The 24,094-nt window shown below is 51.6% G+C and carries 18 protein-coding genes and 1 riboswitch; all 18 genes read right to left on the bottom strand.

The window, feature by feature from the left end; all coding sequences use genetic code 11:
- Window positions 1–118 precede the first annotated feature (118 nt).
- The gene (locus PHF27_RS06375) at window positions 119–640 is read right to left on the bottom strand and encodes an ABC transporter permease (RefSeq protein ID WP_300067437.1); all 522 of its coding nucleotides are present in this window, start codon (window positions 638–640) and stop codon (window positions 119–121) included.
- Complete coding sequence (locus PHF27_RS06370) at window positions 640–1,395, bottom strand: ABC transporter ATP-binding protein (RefSeq protein WP_300067435.1); 756 nt, start codon at window positions 1,393–1,395, stop codon at window positions 640–642. Before PHF27_RS06370 ends, PHF27_RS06375 begins: the two co-directional genes overlap by 1 nt.
- Window positions 1,392–2,678, bottom strand: coding sequence for an ATP-binding cassette domain-containing protein (locus PHF27_RS06365; RefSeq protein WP_300067434.1), 1,287 nt, complete (start codon window positions 2,676–2,678; stop codon window positions 1,392–1,394). The genes PHF27_RS06370 and PHF27_RS06365 overlap by 4 nt, the downstream gene beginning before the upstream one ends.
- Complete coding sequence (locus tag PHF27_RS06360) at window positions 2,675–3,718, bottom strand: iron ABC transporter permease (protein WP_300067432.1); 1,044 nt, start codon at window positions 3,716–3,718, stop codon at window positions 2,675–2,677. Before PHF27_RS06360 ends, PHF27_RS06365 begins: the two co-directional genes overlap by 4 nt.
- Before the next feature lie 44 nt (window positions 3,719–3,762).
- Window positions 3,763–4,746 carry an ABC transporter substrate-binding protein gene (locus tag PHF27_RS06355; protein WP_300067430.1) on the bottom strand — a complete coding sequence of 328 codons (984 nt, stop codon included), beginning with the start codon at window positions 4,744–4,746 and terminating at the stop codon, window positions 3,763–3,765.
- A complete protein-coding gene (gene cobN, locus PHF27_RS06350) occupies window positions 4,736–8,449 on the bottom strand; it encodes a cobaltochelatase subunit CobN (RefSeq protein WP_300067428.1) in 3,714 nt (1,237 codons plus the stop codon). The genes PHF27_RS06355 and cobN overlap by 11 nt, the downstream gene beginning before the upstream one ends.
- A 12-nt stretch (window positions 8,450–8,461) precedes the next feature.
- Complete coding sequence (locus PHF27_RS06345; protein WP_300067439.1) at window positions 8,462–9,601, bottom strand: adenosylcobinamide amidohydrolase; 1,140 nt, start codon at window positions 9,599–9,601, stop codon at window positions 8,462–8,464.
- Window positions 9,601–10,380: a carbon-nitrogen hydrolase family protein gene (locus PHF27_RS06340; RefSeq protein WP_300067426.1), complete on the bottom strand. Its 780-nt coding sequence runs from the start codon at window positions 10,378–10,380 to the stop codon at window positions 9,601–9,603. The genes PHF27_RS06345 and PHF27_RS06340 overlap by 1 nt, the downstream gene beginning before the upstream one ends.
- A 64-nt stretch (window positions 10,381–10,444) precedes the next feature.
- Complete coding sequence (locus tag PHF27_RS06335) at window positions 10,445–12,412, bottom strand: TonB-dependent receptor (RefSeq protein ID WP_300067424.1); 1,968 nt, start codon at window positions 12,410–12,412, stop codon at window positions 10,445–10,447.
- A 77-nt stretch (window positions 12,413–12,489) separates the two neighbouring features.
- Window positions 12,490–13,788 carry a nitrogenase component 1 gene (locus tag PHF27_RS06330; protein ID WP_300067422.1) on the bottom strand — a complete coding sequence of 433 codons (1,299 nt, stop codon included), beginning with the start codon at window positions 13,786–13,788 and terminating at the stop codon, window positions 12,490–12,492.
- Entirely contained in the window at window positions 13,778–15,073 is a 1,296-nt protein-coding gene (locus PHF27_RS06325) for a nitrogenase component 1 (RefSeq protein WP_300067420.1), read from the bottom strand. The genes PHF27_RS06330 and PHF27_RS06325 overlap by 11 nt, the downstream gene beginning before the upstream one ends.
- Window positions 15,060–15,878 carry a nitrogenase iron protein NifH gene (locus PHF27_RS06320; RefSeq protein ID WP_300067419.1) on the bottom strand — a complete coding sequence of 273 codons (819 nt, stop codon included), beginning with the start codon at window positions 15,876–15,878 and terminating at the stop codon, window positions 15,060–15,062. Before PHF27_RS06320 ends, PHF27_RS06325 begins: the two co-directional genes overlap by 14 nt.
- A 125-nt stretch (window positions 15,879–16,003) precedes the next feature.
- Window positions 16,004–16,186: riboswitch (cobalamin riboswitch) on the bottom strand.
- A gap of 19 nt (window positions 16,187–16,205) precedes the next feature.
- On the bottom strand, window positions 16,206–17,069 hold the full coding sequence (locus tag PHF27_RS06315; protein ID WP_300067417.1) for a sirohydrochlorin cobaltochelatase: 864 nt from the start codon (window positions 17,067–17,069) through the stop codon (window positions 16,206–16,208).
- A 271-nt stretch (window positions 17,070–17,340) separates the two neighbouring features.
- On the bottom strand, window positions 17,341–18,336 hold the full coding sequence (locus PHF27_RS06310) for an ABC transporter substrate-binding protein (RefSeq protein ID WP_300067415.1): 996 nt from the start codon (window positions 18,334–18,336) through the stop codon (window positions 17,341–17,343).
- 58 nt (window positions 18,337–18,394) lie between these two features.
- The gene (meaB, locus tag PHF27_RS06305) at window positions 18,395–19,540 is read right to left on the bottom strand and encodes a methylmalonyl Co-A mutase-associated GTPase MeaB (RefSeq protein ID WP_300067413.1); all 1,146 of its coding nucleotides are present in this window, start codon (window positions 19,538–19,540) and stop codon (window positions 18,395–18,397) included.
- 2 nt (window positions 19,541–19,542) lie between these two features.
- Window positions 19,543–21,723: a methylmalonyl-CoA mutase gene (scpA, locus tag PHF27_RS06300; protein ID WP_300067411.1), complete on the bottom strand. Its 2,181-nt coding sequence runs from the start codon at window positions 21,721–21,723 to the stop codon at window positions 19,543–19,545.
- Complete coding sequence (locus PHF27_RS06295) at window positions 21,723–23,840, bottom strand: methylmalonyl-CoA mutase family protein (RefSeq protein ID WP_300067409.1); 2,118 nt, start codon at window positions 23,838–23,840, stop codon at window positions 21,723–21,725. Before PHF27_RS06295 ends, scpA begins: the two co-directional genes overlap by 1 nt.
- Window positions 23,841–23,906: 66 nt before the next feature.
- A partial coding sequence (locus PHF27_RS06290) for a hypothetical protein (protein ID WP_300067407.1) occupies window positions 23,907–24,094 on the bottom strand: 188 nt, incomplete at its 5' end.

Genomic DNA, 24,094 nt, shown 5'->3' with positions numbered 1-24,094 from the left:
CATGGCAGTCCATAGTGATTGCCTCCTCGTTGTTGATGGTTGTGTGAGAACTCCATTCTACCATACGAGGAAAAGTCACCATGGACTTTTTTCTTAAGTGTTCAACTTCATTTTACAATCAACCAATAAAAAAATTATTGATCATAGACACATCATCAGGGTTTTTCACTAAAAGCCCTGTTACAACCCCCATCGAAGCAAAACAAAAAGAACCGCCAATTAGACCGCTTGCCGCTAAGGCATTAATCCCGCCTGCGTCAAAAGCCAGCCATGCAACCAAGAAAACAAGACCGCCAAGCAATACTCCCCGGGTCACTCCGCACAATACCAGTCCGAATATCACTTGCCAAGCTTTGACAGGACTTAATACCACACTATGAAACGTCCGCAAGTACAAGCGGCCAATACTCACGGAAGAGGCTGTCTGCTGAAATGCGTTGAGCATAACCGTTACTCCCATAATGCCCTTGGCCAAAAAAGGCAGATATCCTCCGACCACATCCATGCGGCTCCCTATCCCCAAGCCAAACGAAAATAGATAAATAAACGGAAAAATAACGGACGAAAATACATAACCCCAACGTCCTATCTTTTTCCAAAGCAGCAGCATTTCCCTTTGATATACCGCATACCATCCCATTAGGCATCGCCTTCCCGCGCCAGCTTAATAAATAGAGATTCCAGCGTTTTTTCCGCAGAGGTTTCTTGAGAGGCGCCCCATTCGCGAATTTTCTGCGTAGATTCCTGCAACACAATGCGCCCATTACGCATCATAGTTACCTCATCACAAAGCCGTTCCGCCTCTTCCATATAGTGAGTCGTCAAAATCATACTGGTTCCCTGACTGGCCAGATTTTCCAAAAGATCCCACAAATCTTGCCGTACATCCGGGTCCAGGCCAACTGTCGGCTCGTCCAGCAAGAGCAGCTTTGGCTTCGTCAACAAGGCCCTTGCAAGCAAAACTCGTCTTGCCCAGCCTCCAGACAACACCCCCACTAGGAAATGACGCTTTTCTTCTAACCCAAATTCATGGAGTGTCTTCGCCACGTGGGCCTTAACACCATCAAGACCGAAGAGCCGCCCATAGGCCAGCAGCGCTTCTTCCACGGTAAATTCTTTTTCCAGATTATTATCTTGCGGCACAAGTCCCACTAAGTGTTTTATGGCCGCTGCATCTTGCAGGCGATCATGTCCAAAAATTCGCACAACGCCTTCCGTTGGTTTCGTTAGGCCTGCGATCATCTTCATAACGGTCGTCTTTCCCGCTCCATTAGGTCCCAGAAGCCCAAATACTCTTCCCGCCGGAATGCACAGGGAAAGCGCATTTACTACCTTCTTTTTATCATATTCCTTAGATACGTCTAGCAATTCCACTGCACATTCATAGCTGCTCATGCGCCTGCTCCTACCATATTACTAGAGAAGGAAAGCAACTCATCCGCTTCCGCCATTTTTAAAAACTGTTCTGTTGACACCACTAGAGAGCGCGGATGCTGCACCACTTTTTGGTACAATTGCCACGCTTCCCCTTCGGTGAAGTCACGCTCAAAAAAAGGCGTATCCTCAATAACAATTAAATTTTGAGCGTGCAAAGCAATTTCTAAGTTTTTTATGTTTTGCATGCCGTAGCATATATTAGCCAAAACCACCACGTCCGCTTGACTGCTTTTCCGCTTGTTTTCTTCCCAGTTTTCCGGAAAAATCTTGTGAAAAGGAGGCAGTGAAATATAAGGAATGCCAAAAGCATCCGCCACCGCTGCGTCGGTATCTCCTTGCCGCAATACTCCAGCAGTCACCACATAGCCGTATTCATGCAGTTTTCGCATAAGTTCTCCCGCTGCGCCGCCGCCGCCGAGAATATGAATTTTTTTCTGTGATGCCTGTTGCGACTCGGACACATACGTATGAATATCTAAGTTTCCAGTCACTTGATTCCAGTATACCGCCGAATGCAGGCCATACGCACTTTCTAGATTTCCAGAGGTCAACACCTCTTCCGGTAAGCCATCCGCCAAAATCTCGCCTTGCCTTAAAAGTACTAATCGCGAACAAAATTTCGCCGCCAAACGCAAGTCATGTACCACCATCAGCACGCTTTTCCCTTGCTGTCCCAAGGTCTGGCAATAACGAAAAATCTCTTCTTGATATACCAAATCAAGGCTGGCTGTAGGTTCATCCAACAAAACCAGTGGCGCTTCTTGAGCCAACACTTTGGCCATAAGCACCCGCTGCCGCTCGCCGCCTGACAATTGATGCACCGGCGTATCTTTAAAGCAAGCCGTCCCGGTAAACTCCATGCACGCTAGGGCGATACGGCGATCCTCTTTGCTTTCCGACTGCCACCACCGCAAGTGCGGATAGCGTCCTGCCATTACCACGTCAAGTCCGGTAAAGCCAAAGGTCAGCTGCACACTTTGCTGCATATACGCCGCCAGCCGCGCTTTCTCCTTGGCGCTTAGGCTGCTTACAGGCTGGCCAAACATGGCAACCGTTCCTTGCTCCCTAGGAATAAATCCCAACACACTCTTTAAAAGCGTACTTTTCCCTGCGCCATTCGGGCCGATAATGCCAATAAACTCACCGCGCTTTGCGCGCAGCGAACAGGAGGATAAAACTTTGCGCCCCCCCAGATTCACGGTAATGTTTTCCGCCTCTAGCGCCAAAACATCTTTCATCATGACCAGCCGCCTCCTTTCTGCGCTTTACGCAGTAAAAACAGAAAGTACGGCGCCCCTGTCAGCGCGGTAACAATACCGACCCGTATTTCCGCTGGCGCCGCCACAAGGCGTCCCAACGTATCACAGGAAATGAGGAATAAGGCCCCCGCCAAAGCGCACGCAGGCAGCAAGGTGCGATGTTCCGGCCCTAAGAGCAGGCGGATAATGTGCGGTACCACCAGGCCCACAAAACCGATAGACCCGCTTACGCATACTGCTGCTGCGGTTGTCAAGGAAGCAACAAACAGCAGAATCAACCGGATTAAGACCACCGGCATGCCTACGGCCTTCGCCTCGTCTTCGCCAAGGACCAGCACATTCAAATGGCGCGCTAAAAAAGTCAATACAGTAATGCCGGCCAAAACAGGCCCTGCCGCCAAAAAGACATGCTCCCAGCGGCGAAAATCCAAGCCGCCTACCATCCAAAAAAGGAACTCCCTCAGCCGGTATTCGTTCATAAAGGTGAGGATGCCCGAGGTCATGGCCCCCAAGAACATACTCACCGCCACGCCCGCCAAAAGAAGCGTCATTACGGGAATCTTACCGTCTTTACTGGCAAGGCTTACCGTAACTGCCACCGAGACCAGCGCGCCGACAAGAGCAAATATAGGCATATAATACATGCTTGCCGCAGTAAGCCCCAAAGAAACAGCCACTACGGCGCCAAAAGAAGCGCCTGCAGACACCCCGATAATACCGGGATCGGCTAAAGGATTGCTAAATACGCCTTGCATCACGCCTCCTGATACGCCCAGAGCCGCGCCGACTAAAATACCTACTAAAATGCGCGGCAGACGAATATGCCAGATTACCGCCCATTGTTCTTGCGTATAAGCGCCTAACTCGGTTCCTGACAAGCCCAGCTGTTTTGCCAGCATAGCCAGTAAGGCCGACACAGGAACCTCCACCGTTCCTGTGCCTAAGGAAAATAGGCTGACCGCCCCCAGCAGTCCTCCCAGCATCGCCAAGACTATCGTTCGTTTTTGTTTCACCCTTCTCATACCGCCCCTTCTAAGCAAAGACAATCATTTCTTCGTTTAGGCAATTATTCAAACCGTTCCGGATACGCCGCCGCGGCAATCCCGCGAATGCCTTTGGTGATATCTTGGGCTGCGCAATACAAATAGGCGTCCGACACCTGAACCAGCTTTTTTTCGCGAATGGCTTTCACGCTTTGCAGCGCTGGATCATTGAGCAGCTCTTGTCGCACTTGATCTACGTCAAGTTTTCCTTTCGTCCAGGTCGGAACTAAAATGACATCCGGATTGGCGGCCACAATCGCTTCCTTTGTTAATGCGTCGTTTTTCCCCAAGCCAACCGCAGCAGCGCCGTTAATGACGCCTGCGTCTCGGCACATATTATCAAACAAGCTGCCTTTGCCCCCGTAGGACGCCATATGGGAGATCAAAACCACCGTTTTCTTCTGTGCCTGCGGGATATTTTGCACTTTTGCAGCGATATCCGCCATCTCCAGTTCCACTTGTTCGATTAATTTTTGTCCCGCCTGCGGCTCCCCTGCAGCCAAAGCAATCTGCTGCAGCGCCTCTTTTACTTCCGCTACCGAGGAAGGCCCTTTTGTTACTACAACAGGCAGCCCTGCATCCCGCAGTGTTTGAATCAGCTCCTGCCGGTTCCAGTCCGGCGCAAGCACCAGATCCGGCTGCAGCGATAACAGCTGCTCCACATTATAATCTCGCACGCGGGCGGTAACCGCTTGCGCCTTGGCCGCTTCCGTCGAAATTCCAGGATCATCCGCTAAATAATGCAGCGCCGCCAGCCTCTGCGCAGGCAGCATAGCCAGGGCCATCTCGTCACTGGACAAGGCCAGCGTAACAATGCGCTGCGGCTTTCGAGGCAGCTTCAGTACCTGACCCTGAACATCCTTCACTTCATAGCCGCCTGTTTCACTGCTGTTTTGTTTCTCCTGCGCACCTTGACAACCGCCCAGCAATAACGCCAATAAAACGCCCAGCACCAGCGCAAAAAGAAGGGTAACTCTTCGTCGCGCTTTAGCGCATTTAGTCTGCATCGCCGCGCTCCTCCAAATCTCCTTCTAAGTCCAGCAGCAAGCTTTCCAGTTCTTGCTTCATTTGATCGTCGACCTGCCACATGCCGCGCTGCGCCGCTTCCAGCAAGGTTTCCGCAATGCGCTGCAGCGCCCAAGGATTCACTTCCTTCATCCACGCCTGCATCGCTTCGTCGAGAGCGTATTTTTCGGCATATTTTTCATACATCCAGTCTTCCATAATGTCGCTGGTGGCGTCCCACTGGTAGCTATGAGCCACATAATTAGCTAAATCAGCAGCGCCTTTATAACCATGCTTTTTCATGCCTTCAATAAATTTTGGATTGATCGCTTCGCCCCGGAACATGCGGCGCAATTCTTCCTGGACGCTGCGCATGCGCACTTTTTTTCGATCCGAGCTGTCGCCGCAATACGAGCGCGGCGCTTCGCCTTTGATACTGCGCACAGCAGCGATCATGCCGCCATGATAGGCGTTGTAATCATCTGAATTGAGAATGCTGATTTCCCGGTTATCCTGGTTTTGAATGGTAATATCCAAGGACCCCATGCGCCTGCGGAACAAATCCGGACGATAGCTTCCTTTTTCACCGCCGCTATAGGCATGACAGCCCCAGCGCACATAGACGTCGCTTAAGTCATCAATGGTTTCCCAATTCTTCGCTTCCAATACCGCACTGACCCCGGCGCCGTAGGTTCCCGGAGGATCCCCGAAAATACGCCAGCTGGCTTCTTTCCAGGCTGTTTCTTTATCTACGCCTTCCTGTTCCATTTCTTGCGCGTCAGCAGCGACATGCTTGCGGATGAAATTATCTTCATCGCTTTCTTCTAACGCCGCCACCATCGCCACCGCCTGATCCAGCCATGCCGAAGCCATGGGCATGCTGTCGCGGAACAAGCCGCTGATTCGGCCCGTAGCATCAATGCGAGGACGCTTCAATTCCTGCAGGGAGATAATTTCCAGATCCACTACCCGCAAGCTTCCTTTCTGCCACACCGGCCGCACGCCGAGCAAATATAGAAACTGCGCAATACATTGCCCATGGCTGCGCATATTGCTTGTCGCCCAAAGCACAATGCCGACGCTTTCCGGATAGCGCCCTTCCTCTTCGATATAGCGGGCAATCACGTCATCTCCCATAATACAGCCTATCTCCCAAGCCGTCGGCGTAGGCAGCGTCCGCGGGTCGATGCTGTAGAAGTTTCTTCCTGTAGGCAGCACATCCGCCTGGCCGCTTGTCGGCGCTCCGCCCGGCCCCGGCTCCACATAGCCGCCGTCTAAGGCCAGCAGCAAATTGCTGATTTCCTGTGTTGTTTGGGTTAAGGACGGAACAATAGCGGCACAAACATAACGCAGCGCCTGCAGCAGCCGCCCGCGGCCTTCTGCCGACAGTGCCGCCAGCCAAGTCAAGGAGCCGACTGCCTCTTCCACGCGTTCTTGCGCAAAGCCTGTCTCTCCTAGAGAATTCATCATCTGTCGGCACTGCTCCCGCACGTCGTCCGCCAGCGCCCCCATAGTCTTCGACCCGTCCGGGAGCATTTTGGCGCTTTCATCCAACAGTTGATAATAATCATAGCCGTACAGCCCGGCTACCGTCTGGAAGAGCGAAGGAATCTCGCCGTTATCCACTTTGGTCAGAGCCATCAAGTATTCCACAAGCTCATCTCCTGCCGGCGCCCGCCCCAACGTGTGCAAGCCTGTACGAATCTGCATGTTCTTTATATCGGTCACATAGATATGCAGGCGGCCGACATAATCCGCAAAAGGCTCTCCTTCGATCTCCGGCGCATCTGAAGCCAGATTCGCTTCCGCCGCCTTGGCGCGAATTTGGTCTTCTACCACAGCTAGTTGCTCCGGCTGATTCTGACGGAAGTGGCAGTATTCATCCAACAGCTTCTCCAGCTCTTCCAGTTCTTCATAGGTTCCGGCATGGCTCATCGGCGGCGTCAAATAGCTGATCAAGCAGGCCCCGCCGCGCCGCTTGGCCTGCACGCCTTCACCCACCACGGTGATCCAATAGGGATAAATATTGGGCGTATCGTCAATAGCCAGCTCCGGGTAGCAGGTTCGCGCCAAACCGGCGCCTTTTCCGGGAAGCCATTCCAACGAACCATGGGTGCCGACATGAACCACAGCATCCGCTTTCCAGACATCGCGCAGCCAGTAATAATACCCCAAATAATGATGCGTTGGCGCGCATTCCGGGGAATGGTAAATTTTCCCCGGATCTTCGCCGAAACCGCGCGGCGGCTGGACGGTAATAAAGATGTTGCCGTTCTCCATACCGGGAATCAGCAGCATATCGTCATAGTGAAAAACATCTCCCGGCGCTTCGCCCCAGTCGTGCCGCAATTGCTCTTGCGTTTCTTCTTCCAGCGAAACAAAAAAGCCGCCGTAGTCTTTGTCCGCAAGCTTGCCGTCCGCTTCAGCCACTTGCTTTTCCGTCATATAACGGCGATCATTGGTCGCATGAGAAATCAGTTCGTCCATGAAGACGCGGCTGTTTTCCGGAATGCGATCTACCACATACCCTTCCTGCTGCATTTGCGCCAAAAGCAAGCGAATGCTTTCCGGCGAATCCAGACCGGCTGCACTGCCAATGTTGGCATTGGTCGCCGGATAGTTATGAAATATTATGCCGATCTTCTTTTCTTGATTTACCTTGCGCCGAAGTTTTGCCCACTTGGCCGCCTTGCGCACCATGCTGTTAATGCGCTCTGCCAAGGGTTGATAGGACGCCTGACCGTTTTTCAGCAATTCCCGCGAAGCCACCGGTACGCCATGAAGAGCGCCGTCAAACTCCGGCATAGCGATACTTACAGCCATCTCCATAGGGGTCAAGCCTTCTATGGACTTCTCCCAATCGTCTTTACTCTGATACAAAGTGTACGCCTCAAATAAAGGCACTCCTAGCTGCTGCAGCTGCGACAATTCCACAGCCTTCATTGAGGTCATAGAAAACTTAAAGGTGTTTAGAAGCACATCGACTTGCGCCCGCTCCGGCCCCTGAAAATAAGCGGCAATGGTCTCACCTAAGCCGGGAGCGCCTTCTTCGTTTTTCATATACTGGCAAAACACCGCCAGCGCATTCATGCCCTGCCGTTCAATTTCTTCTACCAGCGCCGTTTGGTAGGCCAAATCCTCCCAAACCCATTCATCCCGATAAAAAATCACGCCAATCGTCGGCCTGTCTGCCCGGCAGAAGTCCTTTTTATATTCTCCAATGTCTGTATACGCCTTGGCTGCGCGGGGATGGAAAATCCCATGCCACAAAAGCTCCTGCGGCTCTTTTAAGTCCCAAGGCTCCCCGCAAAAACGCAATCCTATGTAACGCCAAAAATAGCGGTAGTTTTCCATACCGCCCCAGGCCAGGTAGCGCTTCAAACACGCTTTTTCTTCATCAGAAACGCCATAAGCGGGGTCGCCGCTTTCTTTATCGGAAAGCAGCAGCACATGAGGAATTTTCTTTTTTTGCAAATACTGCGCCGTTTTTTTCAAAAAAGACGTATCGAGACCGCTGCCCATCCAGGTAAGCACCACCAGGCTGCAGCCGCTTAGCCGTTCCTGCCAGGACAAGCTCCACATGGTTTCCTCGCTTATCGCTATCGTTGCTCCCTGCGCCTCCATCTCCGGCGCTACCGCCGTAAGGGCTTCCTCCAGCATAGACCGCTGTCTTTCCATATTTGACAGAAAAAGAACACGCCTCATACAATCCACTCCTCACTTTCTTTGAAAACGCCGCACTACATTGTCATATGCCAAACGCCGTTCCAGACACGCTGCAATCCAATGACGCAAAGCCTCCAGGCAGGATTCCTTTTGGCCATCCTGCGGCTGGCAAACAACGCCTCCGAAAAAAAAGGAAACGGTCCCTAAAAGATCACAAATGGCCCCGTATACCTCTTTTTCCGATAACAGGCCCCAATCTCCCTCGTCCAGAATATGCGCATATTGAGCAGCGAAAGCAACTGCTTTTCCTTCGGTATCCCATTGGCGCAGTTTCTCCAAAAAGCTATCTTTTTCTACCTTCCCTCTGGCCTTGCCGTCGTAATACTCCCAGAGCGTTTCCTCGGTCAGACCAAAGCGTTTAAAGCGCTGCAGCACGGAATGCTGCGACTGCGGCGAAAGACCATTCTGTTTATACAACGCTTTTTTTACGGCTTCCTTGACCGCGAGGCCAATGAGCTCGCCCAGTTTGACATGCTTACCAGCGCCTTCAAAATAAAGTGGCGATGCCGGATTGCACACCAATACCGTCTGGTCGGTACCCGAGCCGGTCGCAAGGCCGGTAGAATACAGACTTCCTACCATCAGCTCCTGCAGGGCCGCTGTTTTTGCTTCCGTACAAGTAACAAGCGCCCTAGTGAGCGCCCCAGGCGGCAGTGCTGCGTCTATCACCAAGAGCACATTGATCGTTCCCGGTTTATGAACGCCTAGCCGAACTCCCGGCAGATAATGCTCCGCCGGATCGCCGACGCGGCCGCCGTTTCCCTCTACGCCAGCCGTAGCGATTGCGGATACCACAAGGTCTTGATAGGTTTTTACGGCAATCGCTGCGTTTTCCATGCTCGCCGCCGTCCCCATGCCGGTAGTTGTTGCCGCAGGCAGCCCCATTTCCTCAGCGGTTATCTCCAAATGCTCCACATAGGTGGGGGCTTTTAAAGGCGCATGCGTTCCATCCGCAGGACCGGTGTTATGGTTAAAAACAGCAGTTACGTCTTCCCGATACCCTCCATTTAGCAAGGACGTACTCAAGGTACGCATAGGCGCGCAAAAATCCACGGCAATGCCGCGCACCTCTTTATGCCAAACCACCTCATGCCCTGTAGACAAGGTATGCAAAACCACTTTATCTTGCATCACTGAGCCCCTCCTAAATAATGAATTTGAAAGGATTCCTTTCCCACTTTGCCGCTGGCTTCTTCCCAATCAAACAAAAGGATGGCCGGTTTTCCTGCATAAGCCATGCGGACTTCCCCCTCTGTCACGACAGCGCTTTGCGCTTTGGAAAGATCTAAATTTCCGCCTTGCCCTGTTTGATTGCACACGCACACAGGCAGGCCGCTTTCGCGCGAACAGCGCTTCCACGCTTCTTCCGGCGGACCTCCGCAGTGCCCCGGCGGCCAAGCAGCGGGAACTACCAGCATTTGCGCGCCTTCTTGCTTTAATTGCAATGCGTTTTTCTCAAAATAGGAGTCCGCGCAAATCAGCACGCCTGCGGTTACTTCGCCGCAAGGAACCGGCTGCAGCTCGGAGCCTCTTGTAGTCCATCCTTCTGCACCTTTGCCGTGAGAATGGATTTTACGGTGTCTGCCGCAGATTTTGCCGTCAACGCCAACCACCAAGCAGCTGTTAAAAAGCTCTCCTGATTCGGCGTCTTTTTCCGCGCAGCCCAAAAATAGAACAAGCTTTTTCTGCAGCGCCAACTGCTGCAAAGAAACAAGCTCCGCCTGTGGCTGCACAGGAATGCTGGCCTGCGGATCATTTTGATAGAAAAAGTACCCCTGCAGCGCCGTTTCCGGCGTTACCACCCACTGTGCGCCGTGCGCCGCCGCGGTAGAAGCCGCCTGCTCCAACAAGAGAAGATTTTTCCCCAGGGGGCCATTGCCTAAATCCAAATGCAGTAATGCAATACGCATAGCTTCTCCTTTACTCGAAGCGATGCGGAAAGCGGCTACGCTTCCCGCATGTCTTCACTTGTATTTAGAAGGTGTATTTTGTGCCGATTTCAATATACCGCGACGCCATAGGGAACGCGCCTTGATTAGGATTTGCATACCCGTACAGCTCATAGCTGCGGTTGGTTAGATTATTCACTTTCAAATAAGCGCTGCGATTTTTGTTAATCTTATAGTTGACTGCCAAATCCATTACAAAATAATTAGAGGAAGTAAAATATTTCGTACTTCTTCCCGTAGCCATGCGGTTCATTAGCTCTACATTCCAAGCGCCCTGATTGTAGCTGACGCCTAACTTGTAAGCATTAGGTTCTACTGTACGCTCTTCGTTCCCGTAGGCGGCCCCTGCAGTATCTTTGTTTTCAACATGCGTAAAGGTATAGCCGGCGTTGGCGCTCCACTGCGGCGAAAATTTCTTGCTAACTTCTAATTCAAAGCCTCTTTTTTTCTGCTCTCCCACGTTAATAGGAGTATACAAAGTTCCGTCAAAAGCCGTACTAATGGCGTCATGCAACCGGCTTTCATAGGCGCTTACATGCAGTTCCGTCGTATTATTTAATTTTCGGTTTAAGCCGATCGTAGTCGTATGACCGGTTTCCGGACGCAGGTTGGGGTTGCCTTTATAAAACATGCTGTAATCAGTCGGCCAGAACAAACGGTCCGCATCAGGCGCATTGAAGAACTCGCCCCAGGACACATAGGCGTTGGTTTTGTCATCGACCTGGCAATTAACCGTAGCCCGCGGCGTCATTCTGCCTCCGAACATGCTGTGGTAATCGTAACGAAGTCCCGGCGAAAAAGTCCATTTCTTATCGAAAGTCATGCGATCCTCTACAAAAAATGCCGTATTGCGCATACTTTTATTGTCGTAAGTACCTGGATACGAAATAGAAACATTACGCCAATCCGCGCCGCCCACTAAGGTGTTCTTCTCACTTAGCTTCCATGTCGACTGCCATTGCATGCCTGTTTCTTTATTGCTGTAAAGATAGTTGCTCCAAGAAGCTGCGCCATCGTTATAGGAATGCATATCATATTTATAGTAGTTCTGGTATACGCGCACATAGCCAGGATTATCTTTCTTTTCATTAAAGTTATAGGTCATCGCCCAATTATTCGTTAATGTATCCAAGTAGCTTTTGGTATTTTGCTTGGTGTAGGAACTAACCGCCCAGCCATTTGGTAAATACGGCTGTCCTTTATGTTGGTCTACATGTTCCACGTTCAAAGTCAGCGAATTATGCTCTCCCAGTTGCCTGTCTACGCGGAAGGAAAAATCCTTTTGGTCCATAGCGCTGTTGTTCATATCGACCGTATTACCACTGCGCACATCTTTATACGAAAAATGATCTTGCTCGGTCTTCCCTGCGGCAACAAACCAGTTCCAATCGTTTTCACCGCCTTCGGTGGTAAATTTATATTTTTTCGTCCCCCAAGAACCGTAAGCGCTCTCCAAACTTGTTTTATTTTCTTTTCCTTTGCGGGTAATCACGTTAATTACGCCGCCCACTGCTTCCGAGCCGTAAAGAGAAGACCCGGGACCTTTGACAATCTCAATGCGCTCTACATTATCCAAACTGGGAAAATTGTTCAAGTCAAACGTAGCGCCTTTACCCATGCTGCCGGGAAGCTTACTCAAATTAAGGCGCCGTCCGTCAATCATCACCAGCACCCTGTCATCGCCGTTAATGCGAACATACTGCTCGCCTCCGGGAAAGCCTTGCTGCATAACGAGAATTCCATTCACATCTTTCAAGGCCGCCGTTATATCGCTGTAGTGTTTTTTCTCAATTTCTGCGCGCATCACCACAGACACATTCGCCCCGGTTTCCGATATTTTCAGCGGCGTCCTGGTCGCCGTCACCACCACGTCATCCATGGGAAAAACAGATTCCTCCGCCCAAGCTACGCCGCTTGTGGATAAGAAAATCGCGCTTCCCACCATGGCGCATAAAAGCGCTTTTTTTCTACCGCTTTGTTGGTACTGTTTCATTTTCAAACTCCTCCTCAACCTTCTTGGTTTCCCTAAGATTCTCGTTTTCTCTATATAGCTCGGGGTCCTTCCCGTTGCTAGCCCTTCGCGCAGCGCTTTTGGACATACCCGTTCCAAAGGCGTTCCGCCAGATGACAGGCTCCTTGAAAACCTGCAAACGGCCTTTCTCCCAACAGCACTTCCTCATACGCAGGCAGTGCCACCGGTTGATAAAGCACATTTTTTACGCCTTCGCGGCGCAGGAAATAATTTTCTTGGCTGCTGCCCCAAAGCAGGTCGTCTTTGCCCAATTCGCACAAGGCTTTTTCCACGAGCTGCACCTCTTCGCGTCCGTTGAGAATCAAATCTGCCTCTGTCGGCGCCTCGCCGTCAAAAGCGCCATCATGGCAAATAACCGTAACCTTGCCCGCATCAGCCCACTCGCGCCGCAAGGCCTTGCCTAAGGTAAGGGCCGCCGACGACGGCCCCGCCACCGCCACCCGTTCAAACCAGATATCCCCCCAGAGGCGGCGCATTTCCAGCGTCGCATTTTGGATATGCTTGGCCCAATAAGAGCCTTCGTCGCGATAGGGTTTGCGCAAGTCTTTGCCCAGCTCCATAGCGTCACAGAACGCATCCAGCCATTGCACAGTTCCCTGTACACCATAGGGCGGGGCCAGCGTTATATAGGGCATACCGTAGTTTTCTTCCAAATAGCGGGCCAGCTCCAAGCCCAGCTCGCTGTGCATAACCAGATTGACTTCCGCCTGCGCCAGTTCCGCCAGTTCCTGCGGGCTGCTTCCTGCACCTGGTCGCGTCAATACGTTATAACCGACCAGCTCCAAAAGCCGTTCCATTTCCTTTATATCCGCCTGTTCTTGATAGTACCCCACAGTACAGCCAAGAAGATTCACCGTTTTGGGGCGCACCGTTTGCCGCACCCGAGGAGGCAGCGTTTTTACATACGCAAGTGCTGCCTCCCGATAGCCTTCCCAAAAGCCGCCGCGCATACCGCCGCTATCCATACAGACAGCCGGACAGGAAAGATCTGCTTGCGCCGCAATGCCTGCCACATCATCGCCGATCAAGCTGACGGCGCAACTGTTTTCAATAAACACAACCTCCGGTTTCATGCTTTTTTTTAACAAGGAAAGCGTTTCCAGCAGGCAGTCTTCCGTGCCGAATACAACCGCCTGATTGTCAGGCTGCGTGCAAAAAAAGCGTTTCCCCACATTCGGGCAGGGCCGTTCTAGCTGCCGCAGCGCATAGAAGTAACACCACAAAGGCCCGTTCACCATCATTGCCGCTTCTGGTACGCCTGCGAAAAACGCCGCGCCGCCTGCCAGAGCGCAAGTATTGGTCTGGGCGCACATGTCTCCCCAAGCTTCACCAGCCATAAACAACTCCTCCTCGATACGGAGATCGTTTTAACAATCGTCCTAATTTCGTCAGCACTTCCAGCAAACCGCCAACGCCTACCGGCGTCAATACAGGCAGCTGCAGCTGTCGCAGTCCCATCTCCTCCACCTCATGCGTCGAAAGCAGAACCGCTTCTTCCGTAAGCAATGTTTTCCCTGCTTCCTCGTCCACGATAGGAGCGCCAACCCCCTCCAAAGCTTTACGCAATTCCTGATGCTGTTCCGGCGTCAAGCCGGCGAAAAGGATAATCCCTTCCAGCTTCATCTGGGCTAAAGCCAATACCTCCAGTACCCATTGCGGCTGAAAATGGGTTAAAGGCCGCCCAATTCCCAATACGGCGCTGCGGCCTTGCGTCCAGGGAAGCAAGGCCGCACTGGCCTCCGCTACTCGCCGACTCTGCTTAGCAATGGCCGCTGCCGTTTTTTCCTCTCGCCCTAACGCTTTCCCTAACGCTGTCAGCCAGGCTTTCGTTCCTTCCCAGCCAGACGGATACTCTTGCTGCAAATAGGGAATACCAAATTTTTCTTCAAGGTAAGAAGCTAAACGCCCCATGGAATATTCCGGTTGCGTATGTCCTCCTAAAGGAATGCAAAAAGAAGCTGCCGGGAGCATCCGAATTTCTTCGAGTGAACTATAATTAGGAAAATGTCCAACAATCCGCAGTCCAAAGACGCTTAAAAGCTCTTGCAGCTCTGCTTCTTCCGCTCCGCCAGGCCCCCGTCGATCTCCTAAAAGAACCACCGTATCCGGTTCGGTTGCTTGCGGGCGCATCGAACGGTCGATCAAACGCTGCGCAGCAAAATAAAAGCCAGCGCCATACTCGCCATCCAAAAAACCACTGCAAGGAACGCTCATAACCGGAACCTTCCAGAAGGCCTCCGCTTCTTCGGCCACCGCTTCCACATCATCGCCAATCACGCCGGCTAAACAGGACGCTGCCAACAGCACGTACGCTGGTTTATACGTTTGCATCGTAAAATCAATGCACCCTCGCAACTGCTCTGCGCCGCCGAAAATCGAATGATCGTCAGTTAGATTGCTGGTAACCAAGGGAGCTCTATAGGCATGCTCCAGCTTCAAAGTCCTTGCCAGCGCAGAATATTGTCCACCCAGCTCCATTTCCCGCGCCACATGTCCGCAGGCTTTGGGACTGTGAAAGATGACTGCCGCCCCTTCGTTATGCGCTACCGCCCGCCATACCCCGGGCATACTGCAACTGCAGCTGCGCTTCAAGGTCACCATATGCCGCTTATTCATCGCCATAACGCAGCACCATCTCTTCCAGGTCTTCAAAAGTCAACGGCGTAGGAATAGTCAGCTGTTGATTATCCAGCAGCTTTTGCGACAAATCCCGATAGATCCTTGCCTGCTCCGAGGCAGGCTTCCATTCAATGACGGTCTTGCGTCGAATCTCCGCCTGGTGCATCACCGCATCCCGCGGCACAAAAGCGATAAGCTGTGTATTCAAGCGCGCTGCAAATTCCTCCAGCAAAGCTTTTTCATTAACAATCTGGCGGCTGTTGCCGATAATCCCTCCTAAACGAACCGGCCCGCGCCCGGCAAAGCGGGCTACGCCTTTGGCGATGTTGTTCGCCGCGTAAATCGACATCAATTCGCCGGAAGACACTATGTAAATATCAGTAGCATAGCCTTCCCGAATCGGTACGGCGAAGCCGCCGCACACTACGTCCCCTAAAACGTCAAATAAAACGACTTGCTGTTCCTCTTCTGGAAGTTTTTGCAGCATTTTTAGCTTTTCAAGGGCCACGATAATGCCTCTTCCTGCACAGCCCACGCCCGGTTCAGGCCCCCCCGCCTCAACACAGCGAACGCCGCCGAATCCTTCGTGAACCACCTGCTCCAAGGAAACGCCTTCCCCATATTGACGTACCATATCCAACACCGTCTGCTGACAGTTGCGCCCCAAGAGGAGCCGCGTCGAATCATTTTTCGGATCACAGCCAATCTGCTGAACCCGATAGCCGGCTTCCGCCAGCGCAGCCGACACATTCGAAGCCGTCGTCGATTTGCCGATGCCGCCTTTGCCATAAAAAGCAATTTTTTTCATAGGCCCTTCCTCCCATACAAAAAGAGCCGCCCCATGTAGGGCGGCTCCTAATTACAGATGCAAAAAACTCCATGTCAAAACAAAAAGCTTGCTCAGTAATCCCCTCCCCATCGCTCGTAGGTAAAAACGGTGATTGCTAAACAGGCAGTTCTCCTGGCTCTGGATCTTCGCTCATCCAAACCTTCCCAAGGCATTCGCCCCAGTGGTATTTTATGGATTTACTCCCCATTACAGTGGCGGGACCGCGCCGGTTTTTCACCGGTCTTCCCTATTAAGCCCTTCCGGGCACCTGTTTCATCCATATTCATTTGTCAAAATTCCTAAATTCTATTTACTTGCGCAACAAGTCTCAATCGGCGATTGGTTTCTACGTCCGTGACGTCTAGCGATTGCTTGCTGCTTGTCTTTTACATGCTGAATAAATAACTCCTGAATCGCCTGATTTTCGCCTAATCCTTTTGTTAAAACCTGCGCCTTAAAACCGGCTTGCTCTAAAATCAGCTTGGGCGAATCTGACTTAACGCCACTAAGATAGTTAAGAATATGCTCGCCCGCAAGCAGCATAAACGGCACAATCAGAACATCCTGCACTTCTTTCGCTTTCATTTTGGTCATAGCGTTCGCTAAATCGGGAAAGCCGTCTGTAACACAGACAAAAATACGTTCATAACCGGCAGCCTCAAGTTTTAACTGCAACACCGCATACTCCATTTGCTGCGCCCCATTACAAGCCAGCAAGATTGCTTGACTTTCTTGTAAAGGCGGCCATTGCTGCTGCAATGCTTCTATCGCCAAAACATAATCATCAGGATGATCTTTTGCTCCCAAAGAGAGCAGTAGCGGACGCGCCAGCGCCAGCGTCTTTGTTTTCCATGCCGGTTTTCTAGCTTCTGCGGCAATATATTTTTGCACTCCCTGCAAAGTAGCATCTACCGTTAAGAATAGAGGCTGCACATACACTTCTTCAAAAGCCTCACACGCCAGCTTCCTCAAGGCTTCCTCAATGTCGTCTACCTGTATCCCGGAGCGCGCTGTTAATTTATCTCGCACCGCCTGCGAAGAAAAGGCTCTGCAAATTTTCCACTCTGGAAAGACTTGTTGAAAACGTTCTTCCAGCGGATCTAAGGTACGCTGCAAAGCAGCAGCGTCCACCGAGCCAAAACTTACTAAGACAATTGCCTTTTTGTTCAACCCTTAACCCTCCTGCAGAATGTCGCCGCAAAAAAAACAATCCTAGCCTTCGCAAAAAGGCTAGGAAGAAATTCATGTTCTTCGTATCCCCTGCTCGTCACCCGCGAGCCTGCGGCGATATACAAAACCATATACTATTGCTGGGTACGTAAAATTCATCAACTCTTGTTTGCTTTCCGCCCGGCACCTGCGAGCATGAGGAAAATCAAAAGCAGCAGAAAAATTCTGTTTTCATCCTACACCCGCAATTACTATATGTCAACCACTGTTTTCATTCTCCGGAAACCGAAAGATGCCGATCCGCAGGCTGGGCAAATTCATCTCCATAGGCAGCGTACGCTACCTCTTGCACCCCGAAAACCATGTCTTGAGAGCTGTTGTAAATATAGCCTTCCCTTGGCAAATACAGTTTTTTCTCCCGAATGGCTCGCAGTGTCTGCAGCGACGGATCCTCTAAAAATTCACGCCGATACGACTCAATATCATAGTTTCCATGATCGTTATAGGCAGGCAAAATAAGCAAATCCGGATTAATCGCCACCAACTGCTCTTTATTAAAATTCTGCCCGCTTTGAATGCCTGCTGCGGCAAGGCCGTTAATCACGTTGGCTCGGCGGCACATATCGTCAAATATGCAGCCGCTGCCGCCATAGGTCGACATCAAAGAAATCAGCACTACCTTTTTTCGTTGTTCCAACGGAATGGCTGCTGTTTTTTGCTGAATTTCCGCTAATTTTGCGTTCATCGCCGCTAAAAGCCGGTTCCCTTGTTCCTCTTCTCCTATCGCTTTAGCAATCAGTCGAATGTTTCCCTGCACATCCTCTGCATTTTTCGCGCCTTTACACACGATCACTTGGAGTCCCGCGTCCCTCAGCATGCCAACAATTTCCTCACTGATCCAGTCCGGCGCAATAACCAAGTCCGGCTGCATCGCGAGCAACTGCTCCGCCGAAGGAATATGTATTTTTACCGGTATTTTCTTAGCTTTAGCAACAATATTCGAGCTAACCGGATCATCAAGAAGCGCGTTTATCGCCGCCAGCCGTTGTGTTGATACCATGCCTAAGAGAATTTGATCTGTACCCGCCGATAAGGTTACGATTTTTTGCGGCTTTTTCGTCAATTCCACTGTTGCGCCCCGACTATCTACAATACGATACGAAGTCCCGCTTGAGTTAGCCTGCTGCTTCGCACCGCATCCCGCCATCATAACGCAAAACACAATACTTACCGCGATCATTCCCCAAATACTAAACCTGCGCCGCATACCATCGCTCCTTTTACCGTGTTTTGGACGACGAAAAGAGAGGAGCTATCTCCCCTCTTTAACTGTCGTTTCCCGCTGTCTCATACCGTTCAATCAAGCGCCGCGCCGCCAGAGTCGGCGACAGAGTCCCTTGACGAACCAATTGCTCCATCGGTCCCCGCTGCTCTTTGACTTTTGGGTGTTGAAAAAACAATTCCCGTAAATGCTCTTCCACCAGTGCGTACATCCAGGAAAGAGCCTGCTCCTGACGACGTTTTGAAAAAACGCCGCTTTTACTTGTTTTCTCCTGAAAATCAAGCACTACGCTCCAGATGTCTCCGATTCCCGCCCCTGTACGCGAAGAGGCGGTATACGCCTTTGTTTCCCAGCCTTCCGTAGCCGGGCGCAAGTAATGCAGCATCCGGTCATAGTCTCCCTTGGCCACGCCCGCCCGACCCCGGTTATCCCCGTCGGCTTTATGGACCAAAATGGCATCCGCCAGTTCCATAACGCCTTTTTTCATGCCTTGCAGTTCATCGCCAGCACCGGTCAAAACGACCAGCAGGAAAAAGTCAACCATCGAGCGTACTGTTACTTCGCTTTGCCCAACCCCAACAGTTTCCACTAAAATAACGTCGAATCCTGCCGCCTCGCACAAAAGCATCGTTTCCCGGCTTTTGCGCGCTACGCCTCCTAAGGTACCGCAGGAAGGAGAAGGGCGGATAAAAGCATTGGGCTGGCGAGAAAGCTGCTCCATTCTGGTTTTATCTCCTAAAATACTGCCCTTCGTCAAGGTGCTGCTGGGATCAACCGCCAACACCGCCACCTTGTGGCCGCCTTCACACAATCGCGAACCTAAGGCTTCAATAAAGGTGCTCTTCCCCGCTCCCGGCACGCCGGTGATGCCCAAACGCAGCGAACGCCCGGTAGCAGGCAAAAGCTCCTGCAACACCTCTTGGGCCTGCGCAAAATGGCTAGGCGCATTGCTCTCAATCAACGTAATCGCACGGGACAATACCGTGCGATCTCCTTGCAATACGCCTGCTACGTAATCCGCCACATCTAACTTGCGTTTTCTTTTTGCCGTCACTGCGGCGGGAACCGCCGTAGCAGCCTGCTCCGGCATACCGTCATGACCTCCGTCAACGCCGCTCATCACCCGGCAAGCAAAACGAGCATCCTCTTCTTGCGGCGCCCAGTCGGGACGATAGGTCTTGGTGCTCATAATTACGCCTCCTGATCAAGACGTTGCAACAACTGTTCCAAAATTTTCCGAGCCGCCACGGGAATAATAGTACCCGGTCCAAAAATCGCGGCAGCACCGTGCTCGCGCAAATACTCATAATCTTGCGCCGGAATAACGCCGCCGATAACCACCATGATATCGTCGCGCTCGCGTTTAGCCAATTCTTCCACCAATTGAGGCAGCAGCGTTTTATGACCTGCCGCCAAGGAACTCATACCAACGACATGAACATCGTTATCCACCGCATCCTGCGCTGTTTCCTCAGGTGTCTGGAAAAGAGGTCCGATATCTACGTCAAAGCCCATGTCCGCAAAAGCGGTAGCAATTACTTTAGCGCCGCGATCATGACCGTCCTGGCCCATTTTCGCAATCATGATCCTCGGGCGACGGCCGTCTTTTTCTTCAAATTCGTCCGCCATTTTCCGTACAACCGTAATTTCTTCTTCATCGGCGAATTCACTGCTATACACGCCAGAAATGGAACGGATAATCGCCTTGTGCCGTCCGCATACTTTTTCCACGGCGTCGGAAATTTCTCCCAGGCTGGCCCGGGCGCGCGCTGCTTCCAAGGCCAGCCCCAGCACATTGCCTTCTCCCGTCTCCATAGATTTAGTAATTGCTTCCAAGCAGGACTGTACTTTGTCATTGTCTCGGTTGGCGCGCAGTTTTTCCAAGCGCTGAATCTGTGATTGACGCACTGCTGTATTATCTACCTCCAAGATGTCCAGCGGATCTTCTTTGTCCAAACGGTAGCGGTTAACGCCTACAATCGTTTCTTTTGCCGAATCAATATGCGCCTGACGCCGAGCCGAAGCTTCTTCAATACGCATCTTGGGCAGTCCGGTCTCAATGGCCTTCGCCATGCCGCCAAGCTCTTCTACTTCTTGAATATGCCCCCAAGCGCGGCGAATCAGCTCATCTGTCAGCGCCTCCACATAATAAGAGCCGCCCCAAGGATCAATGACCTTGCAAACCTTAGTTTCATCTTGAATATAAAGCTGCGTATTTCTGGCAATACGCGCCGAGAAATCAGTCGGCAAAGCAATGGCTTCATCCAGCGCATTCGTATGCAGCGATTGCGTGTGTCCTAACGCCGCCGCCATCGCTTCAATGCAGGTACGCCCCACATTGTTGAACGGATCCTGTTCGGTCAAGCTCCAACCGGAGGTCTGCGAATGCGTGCGCAGAGCCATGGATTTTGCTTTTTGGGGCTCGAACTGGTTGATGATTTTAGCCCAAAGCATCCGGCCGGCCCGCATTTTTGCCACTTCCATGAAGTAGTTTTTCCCCATGGCCCAGAAGAAGGACAGCCGCGGCGCAAAAGCGTCAATTGTCAAGCCCGAAGCAATCCCTGTACGAATGTACTCCAAACCGTCCGCCAGCGTATAACCAAGCTCAATATCCGCCGTCGCTCCGGCTTCTTGCATATGATAGCCGGAAATACTGATACTGTTGAATTTAGGCATGTACTGCGAGGTATAGGAGAAGATATCCCCGATAATGCGCATCGACCCAGCGGGCGGATAAATATACGTATTACGCACCATAAACTCTTTCAGAATATCATTCTGAATAGTTCCGGACAGAACCGACTTATCGACGCCCTGTTCTTCCGCCGCCAGAATGTAAAAAGCCAAAACCGGCAGCACCGCGCCATTCATGGTCATCGATACAGACATTTTGTCTAAAGGAATGCCGGAAAAGAGAATTTCCATATCCAAGATGGAATCAACCGCCACGCCGGCTTTGCCGACGTCCCCCACTACGCGCGGATGATCCGAGTCATATCCTCTATGGGTCGCCAAATCAAACGCAATGGACAAGCCTTTCTGGCCTGCCGCCAAGTTTCTGCGATAAAAAGCATTACTTTCTTCCGCTGTAGAAAAGCCCGCGTACTGCCGAACCGTCCAAGGCCGCGTTACATACATTGTCGGATACGGTCCGCGCAAAAAAGGAGGCACCCCTGCCATATATTGTAAATGGGTCATCTCCTTGTACACATCTTGTGTATACAAGGGTTTCAAATCAATTTGTTCCATCGTTTTAGTAAAAAAGTCTTCAAAGGATTGGCCTGTTTCTTGCTCCAGGCGCTTCTTCCAGTCATCAACAGAAGACCGGGGAGGCTGAAACGACAGCTGCGAAAAATCAGGTTTTTTACTCATTAGATCATCCCCTTTGCTTCTTGTATAGCTTGCAAAATCTTACGGCAGTTGGCACGTACATGCACGAAGTCATCAACCCCAGCCTCCCGGTAGACCGGCTCCAACTCCGGAGGCGCAGCCCCCGCTAAAAGAACGGACATCTTGGGGCAGGCTTCCTTAAGCTGCTTCGCCAGCGGCGGTACCAGCTCCGGATAGGTCGCATCCGTAGAGCAGATTACAGTAACGTCGGCGCCCGATTCTTTGGCCGCAGCTACCGCTTCCTCCACGCTGGGGAAACCGTCGTTTTTCAAAACTTCAAAAGCGGCTACTTCCAAAAAGCCGCGGCTAAAATCAGCCCGTGCTTTGTGCTGCGGGATCGGCCCCATATTCGCCTGAAACACCTTCAAATTCTCACCGGTTTTTGCTTTGTACCGCTCCGTGCGCTGCCGCAATTCTTCAAACTGCTCTGTCCAGCGATGACGGCTTATCGGTACAATATCCGTTTCCCCCGGCATGCCGTCATTTAACACTTCCCGTATTTCCCCAAGAGAGGCGCCGCTATAAAACACATCCATTAACGCAGGCGGCAAGTCGCCTGCCGTCCCCGCCGCCGCTTGCAACAACGCCGCTTTTTGTTCCTGCGTCAAAATCGCTTCTTTAATGCTCCGCAAAGGCTGTTGCGTTTCCTCTGGCGGCAGCAATAGTTCTTCCCCTGGATTTGGGTACATATTGTTCCCTACGGCCACGTCGGCGCGTCGATCCAGCTTTTTAAACCGCTCTTGGAGCACCGCGTTAATATCCTGCTGGATTTTACCTGTTTTTAAAGCGGCTTCTACGCCGCCTGCTTCTTCGGTTTCCTGAATCAGCTTCCACGCGGCTTCCGCCAACTGTTGCGTCAGCGTCTCCACATACCAGGAGCCCCCTGCAGGGTCCACCGGCTGCAGCAGGTGACATTCTCCCTGCAACATAATTTGAATATTGCGGGAAATGCGTCGTGAGAACGTATCGCTGGGCCGTATTACTTCGTCAAAGGGCGCTACAGTCAAGGCTTCAATGCCCCCAACCACCGCCGAAAACGCCTCTGTCGTCGTCCGCAGCATATTTACATAAGGGTCATATACGGTTTTATTAAAAGCGGCCGTCCTGGCCAATAGATGCAATTTACGGTTTTCCTCCGAGCAGCCAAAGGCTGCAGCAATCTGCGACCAAAGCATCCTCGCGGCGCGCAGCTTAGCAATTTCCATAAAATAGTTAGAGCCTAAATGAACTTCCACCATGATCTGTGAAGCAATTTGATCGGCCGTCAAGCCCCGTTGACGCAACGCATTCATGTATGCGATAGCCGTGCTGAAAGCATAAGCCAGCTCCTGCACCGAATTAGCGCCGCCCTCATGATATACACCGCCGCGCACCAAAAGCGTACGTAAAGCCGGAGTATTTTTTCCAGCCCAGATAACGCAATGAGCCGCTTCGTCATATAGCTGGTCTAGTGAAATGCCAAGCTGCCCTTCCTGCGCCCAGTAGCCCAAGGGATCCGCTCCCACGCAGCCCACCGTATGCTTGATCAAGTCCCCTTTTTTCGTCATAGCCGCCGCCAAAAGGGATACCACAGACGCCGCCGAGGCTCCTGCGTAAACATATAAGGGAATATCCGCGTCCATCCCGGACAACAACTTTTCCATGTCTTCCAAGGTTGTAATCGAAACGCCCGTTTCCTTCACCCATGAAGGATTTTCCCCGGCCAAAGTTGCGCCATTCAAAGCAAAGCGCAACGCCGTCGCCCCTTTTTCCAGCTCCAGTTTGGCCGCACTATTGGCTTCTTCCGGTAAAGTCAGACCAATCTCCTGCGCAATGCGCCAAGGATGCGAGCGATAGCCAGCGGCGTGAATTCCCCGCCGAAAGCTCCCAGTTCCTGGCGTTTCTTCTAAAGCTGGTATTTTTTCCATATGCGCTGGCGTATAAATCGGCTCTAAGGTAATATTTTCAAAGGTTTTGGTAAAAAGCTTCTTTTGAAAGTCGCCGCCTTTCAACGAAACGATCGCTTCTTCCTTCCAAGCTTCATACGTTGTCGGCTCAAACTCAGTAAACTGCACTGCAGGAAATGCTTTTTCCGCAACATTTTTTTCCTCTGTTTCCATTTCGCATGTTCCTTCCTTCAACAAATTCGGCTTTCTCTCGACATTACGCCCAATTCCACCCCCAGTTTATTCCATTCCATAAAGAAAACCCTTTTGCAACAGCAAAAGGGTGGTGTTTCGCAGGTAGATTTTACATAAAATAAAATAAGACTGACCTGGAATGGTCAGTCTTACTATGTAAAATCGTCTCACGAAATCCCCTTCCTGTCGCTCGCAGGTATAGCGGTGATTGTTGGTTAGGCAGTTCTCCTGGC

Source organism: Anaeromusa sp. (assembly GCF_028691475.1).
In the GTDB taxonomy this organism is placed as follows: domain Bacteria; phylum Bacillota; class Negativicutes; order Anaeromusales; family Anaeromusaceae; genus Anaeromusa.
This window is presented reverse-complemented; position numbering and strand designations above follow the sequence as displayed.